This window comes from Martelella sp. FOR1707 (genome assembly GCF_053484265.1).
In genome coordinates this window covers 48,228-62,411 of record NZ_JBAKFP010000011.1, presented here as the reverse complement: position 1 = coordinate 62,411, position 14,184 = coordinate 48,228, and the positions used below count along the sequence as shown (strand labels likewise).

Genomic DNA, 14,184 nt, shown 5'->3' with positions numbered 1-14,184 from the left:
CTTCAATCGAATGCTTGGTCATAGGACTACTCCTAGTGTTTGCACTAGGACTTCCGATGTTCACGCCAATCTCGCAAGACGGCCCTCACCGGAAGCTTACTTCTTGCAAAACAAATAGGCCGGTGAAGCGAACATTTCACCGGCCTTTTTCTCTGCCCGGATCCCGGGCGGCCTGCAGCCCGCCAAGGCTGCAAACGACGGGTCAGTCGCCAAACTTGGTCCCGTCCGGTAAGCACAACGAATCCTCACCGCACCCGGTTGCCTGCGCAGGCGACGCGGTGTGTGGCAGATTCGGACATATCCCACAATGCAAGGAATGATCTCGGTGCGGCCGTATCGCCGCCGGCCGCCTATCTTGGCGGCAAGAAACGGCTCGCCAAGCGCGTGTCTTCCATCATCGAACAGACCGCGCACGATCTCTATGCCGAGCCGTTTATCGGAATGGGCGGCGTCTTCTTCCGCCGCTCGCTCGCCGCCCGTTGCGAGGTCATCAACGATTATTCCGGCGACGTGATCACGCTGTTCCGGATCCTGCAGCGGCATTATCCGCAGTTCATGGAGGTGATGAAGTTCCAGCTTACCTCCAGGCGGGAATTCGAACGGCTGACCGCAACGGACCCGACAACGCTAACCGACCTCGAGCGCTCCGCCCGCTTTCTCTATCTTCAGCGCCTCGCCTTCGGCGGCAAGATCATGGGCCGCAGTTTCGGCGTAGAACGTCACGGGCCTGCCCGTTTCGATCTGACCCGGCTGGGGCCGATCCTGGAAGAAATCCACGAACGTCTCTCCGGCGTCGTCATTGAAAACCTGGACTGGCGCGCCTTCATCGATCGCTATGACAGGGAAGGGGCCTTGTTCTACCTTGATCCGCCTTATTACGGTTGCGAAACCGACTACAGCAAGGACAGCTTCAAGCGCGCCGACTTTACTGCGATGGCTGAACGGCTTGCCCGCATCAAGGGCCGGTTCATCCTGTCACTAAATGACCGGCCGGAGGTGCGGGAGATCTTCTCAGCCTTTGAATTTGTCGATGTGAAGCTCGATTACACGATCGGCAGCGGCGGGCAAAAGACCGTGGGCGAAGTGATCATTGTTGATCGTTCTGTTGATACGCAAGAACGGAATTACCCTCTGTTCTGACTCGCGAATACGTTAGCTACCTCTTCTACCAGAGCCTCGCTGCTGGCATGGACTACGAGCAAGCTTTCGAAATGGGGACGACAGAAGTAGCCTTTAAAAGCCGCACTGCCGCCGACGCCTACAAATTCATGGTGCGATAGGGTGTCTGCCCGGCCGGTAGGCAGGGACATCTGATGCAGGTGCAGAACGAATGTCGTGTTTTGTCTGGGACCGGCCATCCGGCTGCCGTTGGCGTGAAGGACCGGTTTGGGCCGAAAACGATTATGCGCCTCTCAAGTCCGAATGTCCGCTTCGCTAAATAATGAGACCAAACCTGCCAGTCAGCAGTCGGCCCCATCCCGGTCATTCCAAAAACAGGACAACTATGGAATCTGCATAAAATGAGGACCTTCACCCATTCTGCCAATGCTAATTAAAGAATGAAGTACCGATGGATCACGTAGGCGAGCTTCCATAGCGACAGGATAGCCGCTGCGGCGAGAGCGATCAAAAACAGCATAAGCCAGTCATGATTTGCAATAGCAGTCTCAATGATGTTCAGAAATTTCAAGAACAACAGGCCGAAGGATAGAGCAACAGCCGCCATCGCGGCGGCGGCCGGCAAGCAGAGAAGCAAGATGATTGGCCAATAGACAAGCTTTCGAACAGCACGTTCTCCGACGCCGGCCTCATAGTTCTTATGATCCCTGACGGGGCGAAGGTACTTTGGAATTTGCATATTTTCCTCCTTCGTGATCAGCGGCCGTCAGTGGTGCGGCAGCAATCGCCTGACGTCGTCATACGACACCTTGCCCTCATCAACTTTCTGTTGGGCTGCATCATGCATGGAGCGGGCAAGAACGCGGTCGGCCGGCTCCTGCATCAGACGGCTCACGACCTTCGGCCAGTCCCCGATAGGGACCGAAACAAACTGATCGCGCACATAGTCATCAAACAGCAGATACTCGCGCAATGGCACGCGGCCGCGATGGTCGCTGGTGCGAACCAGGTGCTGAACGACGAAGAGCTGGAGCGACGTGATCAGGTCGAACGCGCGCGCATCGCGTTCTTCGGCCGGGAAGTTCACGACCATGCGCCGCAAGCCCTCCGCGACCGATCCCGCATGCGTGGTGGTGTAAACCAAGTGGCCGGTCAGACTGGCCTCAAGGCAACCCTCGAGGGAGGCTTTGTCGCGGGCCTCGCCTAGCGAAATAATATCAGGCGCGCAGCGCAGTGCCGCCCACACCCCGTCGCCGAAAGACGGCAGGTTGCGCCCTTCGCCGATTTCCGACTGCTCAATGGAAGACGCGCAGTCGCTGTGATCGGTCAGTACGTCGGAATACGTGAACTCGATAGGCGCCTGCAGATCGACGATTGCTTTCGGATCGGCCGTGTTTTCAAGATGAAATCGCGTGATCCCGGCCAGTGTCGTGGACTTTCCCTGGCCGGTCGCGCCGGCGACAACGACAATGCCATGCTGAGGCGACATGTATGGGCGGACCTCGCTGTCCAGGCCGACATCATCGATCGTCGGCGTCTTTGTTGGCAACGGCCGCATTGTCATGGAAATGCCGTCGCCGGCACCTTTCATCACGCCCTTGGCGTTCACACGGAAACGCTGACGTCGGTGGCGATCGATCGGCACCTCGAACGAGAAGTCCAGCGGCCGCCCTTGACGCAAGATGCTGAAGGCATCTTCAGACCGCCATATATGGCTCAGGATACTCAAAACCTCGGAGGCGTTCAGGGGCTTTGCCGTCGCAAAATGCTGCGTGCCGTGCATCTTGATCCGGATACGACTGTCGGTCTGTATCCGGATGTCCGACGCCCCTTTGATGGAGGCCCCGACCAGCAACTGTTGAAACGGGTCCATGTCGCCGTCAAAACGCAACGGCTCATGGGTCAGGACACGGGCATAGGGTTCCCTTGGGTCATAGGCGTCCTCGGTCAAATTCGAGAGATCAACCGCCGGCATTACTTGGCCACCTGAAAACGTCTCTGGATTGGCTTCCATCGGGCCGGGTTTTTAACAAACCGGGCGGCATCATCGATCTCGACACGGCGCTCGCCAATATAGAGCTCGTTGACGTCGCCGGCCGCGCGGGTCTCGCTCGACTTCAGCACGAGGTTGGTAATAAGGCCGGCTTCCACTGCCTTGCGATACTCGACCATCCCGAGATAGTCACGCCGCAACAGGTTCATGTTTTCCTGTAAAGCGGCATCGGCCTGTTGCACACCTTGCGCCCAGCCTTCATCGAGATATTGCGACCAGATTTTCGTTTCATCAGCATCCTGCGGCAACAGCCGATCGTCAGGCTCGCGCGGCGTATCGAGCGGCAACACCAGATAGTCGCGCCAGGTCGGCAGAATGGCGACCAGTCGGCCGGGCTCCTCGATGCGGTAGTATTCGTCGGCGGCAACGCTCTTGCGGCCGTTGTCGGTGACATTGATTGCTGCCGTGGCGCGGGTGATCACCGGCGGCAACACGTAGCCTGTTTCCCGCGGCGCCTTGAACGCGACCCGGTTGAAATTGAAGGTTTCAGAGAGTTTGACCGATTCACGCTCCAGATCGTTCATGATCTCCCAGCTGCGCCGCTCAAATCCTGCTTGTGCCCCATAGGCAAGGGCAGCGTCCCGAAGGACCGAATAGCGTTGCTCCTCAACCTCGGTCCCGCCAAGTTTTCCGCGTTTGGCCCGGGAAGCAAACTGCTTGTAGGACAACGGCGCATATCTCGGACTAGTGAGGTCGTCAGGGCCGCCGAGTTGCGGGATGGGCGGCGGCTCCGGGGCTTCGTCCTTCATTGTTGCGCATGAAGACAACAACTCGGCCATAAGAATGCCTGTCAGCGTCATGGCACGAACGCCACGGTGAGAAAGGGTCTGGCTCACGGCTTGAGGTCCTCCTGATGCGGGATCGGGCTTTGCTCAGGGCGAGCGTAATAGATTGTCATGTGTCTGGCGCCTTGATCGATCACGAGGCGCGCACGTCCCTTCGCCTGCCCATAGGCTTCCCGAAGCAATCCCAAGGCCGTCAGATTGTAGAAATTGGTCGAGATCAAAATCGGAGCGCCGGACTTTTCCCCGGACGCCGACACGCTGTAGTCCACTTCGCTGGCAACCCGCGTTGTCAGCTCATCCAACGTTCCCTGCCATTCGGCATCAACGATCTTCATAATCGGGTCTTGGGCAATCCCCGGATTGCGCACCTCAACCGTATTCGTAGCACGCGCTTCCAGGACATTTTGATAGAGCGCTGCATCGTTCAACTCGCTTCGAACGAGATGGACTTGATTGTCGATGTAATTGATCGTAGGGGAATCCGACGGAACGTCTCTTGTGCTGGTACAGCCAGCGAGCACAGCCAGTGCCAGGCTGATCGCGATGCGCATAGGGAAACCTCTTGCAGTGCGGAAATTGCAGCGTATTACATCTGCAATTCACCACAATGGCCGCCTTGATGCAACATCCAAGAGAACAAAAGGGCGATCAGTCACCATTCTTGCCGATTTTGGAGCGCTTATCTCCCGATAGAATGATACTGCGACTTCTCGTGCTCGAGACGAGTTTCGCGCCGCTGTGTCCGATTGATCTCGACACACCTGTCATAGGCAGCGCAGATCTGGCGGGCATCACGATAGATCCTCGTTCTTGCTTCCTGAGAAAGTTCCGGCATAGCGCGTGCGATCATATTCTGAGCCGGCGCGCCGCTGCTATCGCCAAACCTTGCCCTGATATCATGAGCGACACCCCGTAGTTGGCCGATCGCTTCCCTGTCTTCGATCGCCGTCCTTTCAAGAACACGACGGTCGTCAGGGCGTGCCGGCAGGTTAGAAGCTTTCACCAGGGAGGCCACTAGATCTCTGGCGGCCTCAGACAGCCCGTCAATCGGCTCGGCCATCTGGCTCCGCAGCTTCCTTTCCGATTTTTCGGCACCCTCAATGCTCACCTTCAATGATCCGGCAAAGGCATCAGCGCTACTGGTTGCCGGCATCACCGCCGCAAGTGCCGCTTTCCGCTCTTCATCAGGGCGCCCCAGGAAGTTTGTGTTGCCGTGCAAATCGCCTAGTGATGCCGGGTTCTCGTCCATCGCTTTGAGGACCTGAATGACATCAGAGCCATCCGTCACCGCCGCCGCCAGCTTGTCGAGGATCGCGGCCGGATCGCGCCAGACCTTGCCCATGTTCTGAAGCGCAGACCGGTGCAGCGACTTGGTAACCGCCGCGTAATTGGCCGGATCACGGGCAACGGCTTCGACCGAAACGGGCCATTTCGTCACGGCCGGAATAAGCGGTTCATCCGGAAGGCGATAACGTGCCCGCTCCTTTTCATAATCGGCCTCAAGGCCAGCATCGCGCCGCTCCGTGACCATGATGGACGCAACATCAACGCGGCTCTTGTCGTCTGCGGCCAGCTGGCCGACATGCACGAGCTGCCAGTTTTCCTTGATGAAGGTCTGCACCGATGGCGGAAGATGCGCGACAAGCGACTGAAGCTTGTCTTCATCCGGATCGCGGCCGAGAGATCGAACCTCAACCGGGGAAACGAGCGCTGCGATCTGGTCATTGAACATGACCAGATCGACCGCTGACGACATCTGCGTCAGCTCGGTTTCGGCAGCGCGGAACCAGCGCCCCCGTTTGCCGCTGTAGCCTTTCGTGTTGCGGTCCACTTCCGAAAGCCGGGAAAGCGCCTGACTGACCGCTGGCGTCAGTTCAGGAAGCCAGATCTCTCTTTCAGCTTCAACAGGCCGCGCACCGTCGGCAGGCGTGACATTCGGCGAGACTTCGACCGCTTGCGGACGCGCAAGCGAAAGCCGTTCGGAAATTGCCCTGAACCGTTCCGCAATATCTGAGAACCGCGAACGCATGGCATCGAGCGATCGACGCCAAAGACCGCGCAGTTCGCCGATGTCCGGAAGGTCGCGCCGACGCATAAATGCGTCCCGTTCTGGCTGATAGTCGGGCGTATGCTCGTAGGCTAACGTAGAATCTTTGAGCCGGTCCCGCGACAGCGTGTCCAGCAGATCCTTGGTTTCAGGAAAGTCATTCCGACCTGCATAAAGCCTGACCGTCTCGCGATGACGCGATAGCGCGACATAGGAAAGCTGCGCATCCATCATCTGTGTGGCAAGCACATGCACCCGGTCGACAGTCGATCCTTGAGATTTATGGATCGTGGTCGCGTAGCCATAATCAACGTTATTGTAATGCTCATGGTTGACCGTAACGGCCCTGCCATTGTCGAGCCTAACATCAAGAATGCCGTCATTCGCCTTTTCCACGGTCGCCAGCATCCCGTTCTTGACGCCAAGGTCGCGATCATTTTCCAGGAACAACAGCCGGTCGCCAACGGCGAAAGCGCGCGGGCCACGCACCGCGTCAAACGACACTTCGTTTTGAAGCCCCCCGTGCGCCTTGATGATATGGCGTGCCCGTTCATTCAGACTGAACACCGCGTCCTTGGTGTGCGCCAGCATCAGTGTATCGGCGCCTGCACGCCAATCGGCACCCCATGCTCCAACCAGCTCAGACATGGCGTCGTCACGATGGCTCAGGATATGGATGTGTCCCTTGTCGGCATACGCTTCAAGCGCCGCGCGACTATCGCCGCGGCCAAATGCCAGGGAGGCGTCCCGCATCCAAGATTCGCTTTGACGGCGCATCTCGGTCAGTTCGACAAACCCCGTATTATCCGCTATGGCGCGAAACGCAGCGCCAGCCTGAATAGGCTGAAGCTGCCGCGCATCTCCGACGAGAATAAGCTTCGCCTGTGCAGCGTTCACCGCATCAACCAACATCGCCATGTCGTTTGATGAGACCATTCCGGCTTCATCAAGAACGAACACGTCGCCTTTCTGAAGGCGGTACTTGTCGTGCTCCCACGACATGCGCCAGGACGCCAGCGTCCGGCTCTCGATACCCGCCGATTCAGACAAGCCTTCGGCCGCCTTGCCGGCAAGCGCACCGCCAACAACACGCCGCCCCTGCCCTTCGTACACCTGCCGCACGACATCCATCACCGTGGACTTACCCGCACCCGCATAGCCGACCACCATCGAAACGCCGCGATCGGACGTGACGGCGCGGACCACCATTGCCTGTTCGTCAGAAAGAGAAAACCCGTGCGACTTCGAGAAGTCCGCGATCGCCTTTTCAACGCGACGCGGCGGGGCGCCGAATGACTGATCCGTCGCGCGCTGACGCACGCCATCGATCATCCCCGCTTCCATAAGCAGGACTTCTCGCGTCGTCATTTTCTCCCGTTCAAGAAGCTTGTTTGTGAACGGATCGCGGATTTCCGGGGAAAGCGTCACAAGGTTTTCGAGCGCGCCGACACGGAGGAAAAGCCCGGTAAATTCTTCAGACGTTGACGCATACCGATGGATCAACTTCGCAACATCGCGCTCATCGAACACGGATTTCTGAGCCGTGATCATTTTCACAACAAGCGAAGGATCCTCCGCCAGCCTCCGGAAATTCTCACGCATGACCTGTTGGTGCTGCTGCACCATCTCGGTCTGAATGCCGCGCGCCTCCATGTCGTCGACGGCGGGGCCGCGATGCGTCGTCGGCTCCAGCGGAATGTCCCGATCTTCGAAGCTGCGATGATCAACCGTCGCGTCATATCCATGCGCAACCAAATGACGATTGACCTCCTGCGACCAGGCTGCGCGGATCTCGGGAAGACGGTCCTTCCAACCCGCGAAGTGCTGATAGACGATCTCCCCTTTTTGACCCTCGACCTTTGGCGGCCTTCGGACCGATTGACCGTCACCATCAAGAACCGGAACCCGCTTTGGGCCAAAGCCTGTCTCGGTCAGCGGCCGCAACGCCACCATGATGTGAACATGCGGATTGCCTGTAGCATCGTGATAGTTCCAGTCTGCGACCTGCCCACGCGCCGCGAACTGATTGCGCACAAAGTCACGAACCAGAGCCTTGTTCTGCTCTACGGACAACTCAACAGGCAGCGCGACGACGAACTCGTGCGCGAGTTGAGCGTCATCGCGCTTTTCGCTGGTTTCGACACGGTTCCAGAAATGCTCGGCAAACTCGTGTGGCGAATATCGATCATGCCAGGCATGTATCCACCGCGGGGCGCCTTCGGGCAATGCGACTTCACTGTGGATACAGCCCTTCTTTCGACTGTAGTCGGCAATCTCTCCGGAGCGCGCGACATTCATATGTGTCGCGTGGCGATATGCTGCGGCAGCAACGGCACTCTGCCCTTTGCCACGGGATATCTGATGAACGCGCAAATGATAGATCGCCATGAAACCCGCGTACCATCTTACATTGTTGAAAACAATGTATAAGTGCGCATTTAACAAAACGATCGTTTTGTTCGCATGACGGAGTGCGGTATCGGCTGCGCCGATCCACCTTACATCGCATGGGTTCATTTTCATGCATCATCGATGTTTACAAACACAGAACATCGCTGCAATCTTCTCACCGTTCAATGCCGAAAAGGAGAAAAAACATGGCCCGCGCCAAATCCCCTTCCGCGATCCGTGACCAGATCAGAACTCTGCAAAAGCAGCTGCGCGAAGCTGAAGAAAAGGAAGCACTCAGGATTGGACAAATCGCCATGAAAGCCGGCGTCGAAACCCTTGATCTTTCGGAGAATGAACTTGAGGCGGCATTTGCCGAGATGGTTCACTCCTTTCGCGCCGGGCGGGAGAATGAACAGCGACCTTCTGACGTTACGCAGAACGCTTAGCACCCTGCAAGGCGAGTATAGAAAAATGCGCAAGCGCGAACGAAGCGAAGACACCCGCCACAAGATCGAGCTTGGCGGGCTGGTCATCAAAGCAAGCCTCGGAGATGAGGACCGCGCCTACATTCTTGGTGTTCTGCTGACAGGAAATCGAAGAAAGGGTGACGCTCGACTTCGCGAACAAATGATCAAGCTGGGTCGGGAGGCGTTGCGCCAATGATCACCAAACCCAGACGTTCCGAATTTTCTATTCTGCTCTATGCCGGTCTCTTCCTTGTGGGCATCTCGGCACTTGTCTGGGTTTATTTTTTTGCGCTTCGTTCATGGAACGCCACGAACGGATCGGCCTACCGCCTATCGGTTTCGCAGGCGATCGACTGCCTCAAATCCTGGTCCTCCGATCTTTGCCGCAGTCACTTCATTCAGGCTTTCGGCTACACCCCGGACTATCTGGTTAAACTCCAATGGTTGGTGACTGCCACGCTCGTGACAGGCATCATTGCTATTTCGATCGGCGGCTATATTGCCTTCCTCATGCCACCGGATAAATGGATCAAGTCCGGTCGGACTGTCGCAGGCATGCCCGAACTGCTACGAGCCGCAAAAGCCGAAAAGATCGACAAGAGGGACGGCCTTCATTGGTTCAATGGATGGCGGCTGGCGCTCGAACGTGAGGTTCGACACTTCATCATCTTTGGCTCCATTGGCGGCGGCAAGACGCAAACCATGAGCGGGCTGATCGTCTCGGCGATCGCGCGACATGACAAGGTTCTCGTCTTCGATATCAAGGGAGACTTTACCGAGAAGCTGCCGCCAACGATCAAGTCGGATGGTTCCAGGGTGCAGCCAATCATCATTGCTCCGCAGGATCGGCGATCCCATGTCTGGGATATCGCTAAGGATCTGCGCATTCCAGAGGATGCCGTTGAGCTGGCCACGCGACTGATCCCCGAGTCACGGGACAGGTTCTTCTCCAACTCGGCCCGTGCCGTGCTAGCCGCATGTACCATACGCCTTATGCATGAGAACCCTGGAAGGTGGACGTGGGCCGATCTGGTGGCCGAGACGCGCCGTGACCATCTTGAACTTCTGGAGGTCGCGCATCGCTATCACCCCGACGCGGTTCGCTTTCTGGATGCTGACTATCGACAAGTCGCCTCGACGCTTTCGACGCTCACCGCTGATACGAACACGCTGCGTCTGCTCGCAACGGCGTGGGCGAATTATGAAGGTCTGGAACGTTTTTCGTTGCGCGACTGGCTCCTCTACAAGACAGATCGGCGCACCGTCATCCTGCAGAAGTCCGGCCGGTTTTCTGACCAGTCTGACGGCTGGATCAGCGCGTTTTTGACCATTGCCTCCGGCATCGTGTCAGATCCGGAACTTGGCGACGCCAAGCTCCGCCGCATCTGGTTTTTCGTCGACGAATTCGCCCAGCTGCCGAAGATCAGCCGGTTTTCTGCGCTACTGGATATCGGACGATCGAAGGGCGTTTGCGTGTGTCTCGGCGTGCAGGACATTGCGCAGATCCGTGACACCTATGGGCGCGAACGCGCCGACGCGTGGATGTCGATCGTCGGGACTAAGATCATCGCCAAGGTGAATTCGGGACCGACCGCGCAGCGACTTGAAAGCGATATCGGTCAGGCCTCCGTGGTCTATAATCGTCGTGAGCCGCGCGGAAACGGGCTGGAATGGGTGCGCGACGAGCGGCGCGAGAACACCATTGAGCGCTCCGAATTCGAAACGCAGCTCGGGCCTCGCAAGAACGGCATCGATGTCCTCGTCACGGGCATTGGGGAGGACGTCTACAAGGTGCGCGTTCCCTATACCACCCTCGCCCATGCGCGAGATGCCCAAGAGCCGGCGCAGTGGACCCTCGACCTTATCACCGTCAACCGACTTGAAGGCGCCGCGGCCGACGACTACGCCGAGACCGACAAGAGTGACGAAGGCTATCCGAAAGATGCCATTGACGTTCTCAAGGGAATGGAGCCGATCACCAAGCCCAGGAACACATCTATGGTGGAAGGCGACGCAATCGATTTGTTCGCTGGACAACTGCCGGGGATCTGAAAATGTCGGCGCAGTTTGAACTTTTCCCGACAGAAGTGCTCCTGCGCCGCATCGAGCCGGTCACGAATAAGTGGCGGTTCTACCATCTCAGTATCGAGGGCGGCCTGTTCGGAGACTGGTGCCTTGTGCGCCGCTGGGGCCGGATCGGAACCAGCGGTCAGCTGAAGCTCGATTGGTTCGCCTCGGCCGGACAGGCCCACGATGCACTCGCCATTCTGGAGCAAAGCAAGCGCAAGCGCGGCTACCGGGACTGACGCGCGAAACACGCCGCAAGTGCCAAGCGCTGGTGTTGACTTTCGGACACCAGAAAGGGCAAGTCCCGCATATGCTGTTATACTTTAAGGGAGATTGACGATGCAGAGAACCGCGATGATGGCAGTCTTGTCCGCGGCACTTGTCACCGGAGCAAACACCTCGTTTGCGAATGAAACTATGAGCGAAATGCAATGCATCGAGGTGATAATGGCCGTGTCAAAGCTTGAAATGGCCACGGCTGGTATGGCGCCGCTCGATGAGGCTCTTGCCGACGTAAAAGCAATCCAGCCGACAATTCCAGCCGATGTCAGGCCGCCAGTTGATAATCTGATATCCATAGCGAAGTCGGCCCAGAAAATTGAAATCGGTGATCCGACGCATCCGATGGCAACAGGCGAATCTCAAGAGGCAAGTCTTTCCTATCAAAAGGCGCTTGCGCCATATTGCCCTGACTTCAACCTTGAAGACTGACCTCGACAACGGAATGAGGAAGGCTGAAAGCCTTCCTGAAACTGACCTCATTCGCGGTCAGCGTTCCAGGCTGCCAAGTCCTGCTCAAAGTGAAGCTCCTCTGCTGCTACCAGTGCTTCCAGCTTTTCAAGTTCTGCTTCAGCATCCTGCCGCTCGGCCTTTGAGAAGTCGCAGTTCGTCAGCTCGGCGCGAAGTTCATTGATCTGATCGATAGTCGTCATGTTTCCGTCTCCTTTTGTTGACGGAAACCGGCCACCGGTGATCGCAGGGCAGTGTCAATGATCGCGAAGCGACCGGCAAGGCCGGTGAATGGGGGTGCCGATTTTGTTGCTGCCCGCAGGGCAGCGGCAAAATTGGGGGCACCGTTCGTCATTGACGCTGACCAAGGAGTCGTACGCTAACCCGGCAGAAAAAGAAGAGAACCGCGGCCCCAACGGCCGCGACCGAATCCGGCGTCCAGCCGGCAATCTACACCGCGAAATCACGAAGCTGGAATTTTAGCCGAGACCTTGCCCGAAGTCGTCGTCACGTCCCCTACCCTCTCGGGCATTCGCGCGGGTCTTCTGTGGCGTTTCGAACGTCACATGCTGCCCTTGCTCGGGCAACGGCCGTGGCAGGTCCTTTGTCTTGCCGACGAGAATATTCTGCTTGTCATGCATCATGAAGTCCGACCCGCCGACACCGACCAGGACGCCATCATAGCGCCTGCCAGGCTCGGTCGTTGCCATATAGCGATTTTGCCAGTCAAAGCCTTGCGAGGTCAGGAAATTCTGTGCCTTCTCCAAGGCTTGCACACGTTCAGGATCAGAGATCTCGCGGAACATACGCTTGAAGGCATCGACATCGCCGCGTTCATGACCGGCAATACTGGCCTGCGCCATGCGCTCCGCCGACACGACATCAAAGTTAAGTTCGTGGCCGGCGTTCTTCGCAAGCGCAGTCATGAACTCCCTCTGTACCCGGCCATTGCCTTCGCGGAACGGATGAATCGAATTGAGCCGATTGAAGTATACTGCGGCCTGGTCGGCAAACGTCTCCCTGTCGAAACCACGCAGGAAGTTCTGACCGCGCAGGTCCTCGGAAAATCGGTTCAGTGCGCTGGAAATGGCCGGTCCAATCGCGAATTGCTCGCCGTCGATCTTCCGCATTGTCGGCATGGTCGCGACAGTTCCATCAGAAAGCTGTACCCGCTCGTCTCGGGTGCGCCCGGCCCATTCATAGACGTCCTGAAAAAGATGATGGTGAAGCGCTTTCAGATGCCGGGCATCAAAGGTCGGCTGCGGCCCACCCCCAAGACGCAGTTCGATGAGCCGGCCCGCAACCCGTTCCGCCTCAACGGCAGAGAGCTTGGCGGGATCGGTTAAGCCATCGATGTTCTTGAGGGTGCCGTTTTCGTAAGTGTAGTTCGTCATCCGTTGGCGGCGCGGAACTCTTTGAGCATCGGAACGATGTCGGTGGCCTCGATCTCGCCGCGAATGAAAGCCTCGAAAATGTGGTCGGTGGCAGGATCGCGCTTCAGGCCTTCCATGGCATTGGAATGATCGGCGCTGTCGACCAGTCGGCGTCGCTGTTCCATTTCGGCATCGGAGATGCGCGTCTTTTCAAGGGTGCTCGCCATGGTCTTTTCCTTCTTCAGATCGGTGAGGTTTTGCAGTCAGGCCGGTCTTCTTGGAATCTCTCAACCCTTGAACCGGCACGGTCCTGCTATCCACTCTCGCTCTTGGTCGACAAATCCAGCGTAGGTCTATTGACCACGCCAACTTTACCAGAACCAGAAGAATAATTCTCTTGTTTTTTATATGTTTGACCCGGTTATCGGGTGCCTCAATCGTCTTTGCGGAGCCGTTTCGCTGGCAACGGAACGAACAGGTCATGAAACACGACCAACGCCGTATCAGGCTCGACAGCGTAGCGGCCGTTCTTCGTGACCTTATAGAACAGCCCCATCTCCTCGAGCACGACACAGTTGCGCGGAATCGTAAACCGGCTGACACCAAGACGATCGGCAAGCATTTGGAGTGGCAGTATGCCGCCATCGAGCTGCGGATCATAGATCAGCCCGATCAGGCTCACGCGCAATATCGGCAGCAAGTGCACGTATCGGCTCGGCCGGTTCTCGATGGCGCTTGCCACCTTGAGAGCGTTAACACCCACAGTTCCTGGAGGTATTTGCTCCAGAACCGGTGGTCCCTCGAACCACACAAACGGGTCGTGTGGCTGCGCACCCAGCCCTTTTATGATCTCGTCTCTGGTCATTCTCTCGCGACAGCTGTTCAAGCCCACATAGTGCTTCTTTTATATGCGTCAACGTCCGTCATGAACCACGACACCTCTGCGGGTTCCGGTCGTTGACTTGGTAATGGCGGGCATTTCTCAATGCATGATACTTAATTTGAGTACAGCTGGGACACAAGTGCGGACTATTAGGGCCGTTGCGGATTTGCCGGAACCGGGGGGGGGGGGTTGGCCCCCCCCCCCCCCCCTAACCCACAAGGCTAAAACTAAAAAAATAAAAATATAAAAAAACCGGTTAAAAATACAATT

Annotated in this window: 15 protein-coding genes; 6 read left to right on the top strand and 9 right to left on the bottom strand. The window is 57.4% G+C overall.

Going from position 1 to position 14,184, the window contains the following annotated elements; translation table 11 throughout:
* Positions 1-282: 282 nt before the first annotated feature.
* On the top strand, positions 283-1,140 hold the full coding sequence (locus V6765_RS23450; protein ID WP_448433021.1) for a DNA adenine methylase: 858 nt from the start codon (positions 283-285) through the stop codon (positions 1,138-1,140).
* Positions 1,141-1,552: 412 nt separating this feature from the next.
* Here the strand turns inward: V6765_RS23450 and V6765_RS23445 are convergent, their stop codons facing one another.
* From V6765_RS23445 to traA, 5 genes are all read right to left on the bottom strand, one after another.
* Entirely contained in the window at positions 1,553-1,858 is a 306-nt protein-coding gene (locus V6765_RS23445) for a hypothetical protein (protein WP_018065854.1), read from the bottom strand.
* 27 nt (positions 1,859-1,885) lie between these two features.
* Positions 1,886-3,094 (bottom strand): type IV pilus twitching motility protein PilT, encoded by a 1,209-nt coding sequence (locus V6765_RS23440; protein WP_448433020.1) that lies wholly within the window; start codon positions 3,092-3,094, stop codon positions 1,886-1,888.
* Entirely contained in the window at positions 3,094-4,008 is a 915-nt protein-coding gene (locus V6765_RS23435; protein WP_448433019.1) for a type IV secretory system conjugative DNA transfer family protein, read from the bottom strand. Before V6765_RS23435 ends, V6765_RS23440 begins: the two co-directional genes overlap by 1 nt.
* On the bottom strand, positions 4,005-4,508 hold the full coding sequence (locus V6765_RS23430) for a DotD/TraH family lipoprotein (RefSeq protein WP_200338296.1): 504 nt from the start codon (positions 4,506-4,508) through the stop codon (positions 4,005-4,007). The genes V6765_RS23435 and V6765_RS23430 overlap by 4 nt, the downstream gene beginning before the upstream one ends.
* Positions 4,509-4,636: 128 nt before the next feature.
* Entirely contained in the window at positions 4,637-8,527 is a 3,891-nt protein-coding gene (traA, locus tag V6765_RS23425) for a Ti-type conjugative transfer relaxase TraA (RefSeq protein WP_448433018.1), read from the bottom strand.
* Positions 8,528-8,601: 74 nt separating this feature from the next.
* Between traA and V6765_RS23420 the strand changes: the two genes are divergently transcribed.
* The 5 genes from V6765_RS23420 to V6765_RS23400 all read left to right on the top strand — a co-directional run bounded on the left by V6765_RS23420 (position 8,602) and on the right by V6765_RS23400 (position 11,640).
* On the top strand, positions 8,602-8,841 hold the full coding sequence (locus V6765_RS23420; protein WP_448433017.1) for a TraC family protein: 240 nt from the start codon (positions 8,602-8,604) through the stop codon (positions 8,839-8,841).
* A gap of 25 nt (positions 8,842-8,866) precedes the next feature.
* Positions 8,867-9,058: a conjugal transfer protein TraD gene (locus V6765_RS23415; RefSeq protein ID WP_018065847.1), complete on the top strand. Its 192-nt coding sequence runs from the start codon at positions 8,867-8,869 to the stop codon at positions 9,056-9,058.
* Complete coding sequence (locus V6765_RS23410) at positions 9,055-10,914, top strand: type IV secretion system DNA-binding domain-containing protein (protein WP_448433016.1); 1,860 nt, start codon at positions 9,055-9,057, stop codon at positions 10,912-10,914. Before V6765_RS23415 ends, V6765_RS23410 begins: the two co-directional genes overlap by 4 nt.
* Before the next feature lie 2 nt (positions 10,915-10,916).
* On the top strand, positions 10,917-11,168 hold the full coding sequence (locus V6765_RS23405) for a WGR domain-containing protein (protein WP_448433015.1): 252 nt from the start codon (positions 10,917-10,919) through the stop codon (positions 11,166-11,168).
* A gap of 100 nt (positions 11,169-11,268) precedes the next feature.
* Positions 11,269-11,640, top strand: coding sequence for a hypothetical protein (locus V6765_RS23400; protein WP_448433014.1), 372 nt, complete (start codon positions 11,269-11,271; stop codon positions 11,638-11,640).
* A gap of 47 nt (positions 11,641-11,687) precedes the next feature.
* Here the strand turns inward: V6765_RS23400 and V6765_RS23395 are convergent, their stop codons facing one another.
* The 4 genes from V6765_RS23395 to V6765_RS23380 all read right to left on the bottom strand — a co-directional run bounded on the left by V6765_RS23395 (position 11,688) and on the right by V6765_RS23380 (position 13,896).
* The gene (locus V6765_RS23395) at positions 11,688-11,861 is read right to left on the bottom strand and encodes a hypothetical protein (RefSeq protein WP_448433013.1); all 174 of its coding nucleotides are present in this window, start codon (positions 11,859-11,861) and stop codon (positions 11,688-11,690) included.
* A 276-nt stretch (positions 11,862-12,137) separates the two neighbouring features.
* Complete coding sequence (locus V6765_RS23390) at positions 12,138-13,052, bottom strand: Fic/DOC family protein (protein WP_448433012.1); 915 nt, start codon at positions 13,050-13,052, stop codon at positions 12,138-12,140.
* On the bottom strand, positions 13,049-13,258 hold the full coding sequence (locus V6765_RS23385) for an antitoxin VbhA family protein (protein WP_448433011.1): 210 nt from the start codon (positions 13,256-13,258) through the stop codon (positions 13,049-13,051). Before V6765_RS23385 ends, V6765_RS23390 begins: the two co-directional genes overlap by 4 nt.
* A gap of 206 nt (positions 13,259-13,464) precedes the next feature.
* The gene (locus V6765_RS23380; RefSeq protein ID WP_448433010.1) at positions 13,465-13,896 is read right to left on the bottom strand and encodes a hypothetical protein; all 432 of its coding nucleotides are present in this window, start codon (positions 13,894-13,896) and stop codon (positions 13,465-13,467) included.
* Positions 13,897-14,184: the final 288 nt, after the last annotated feature.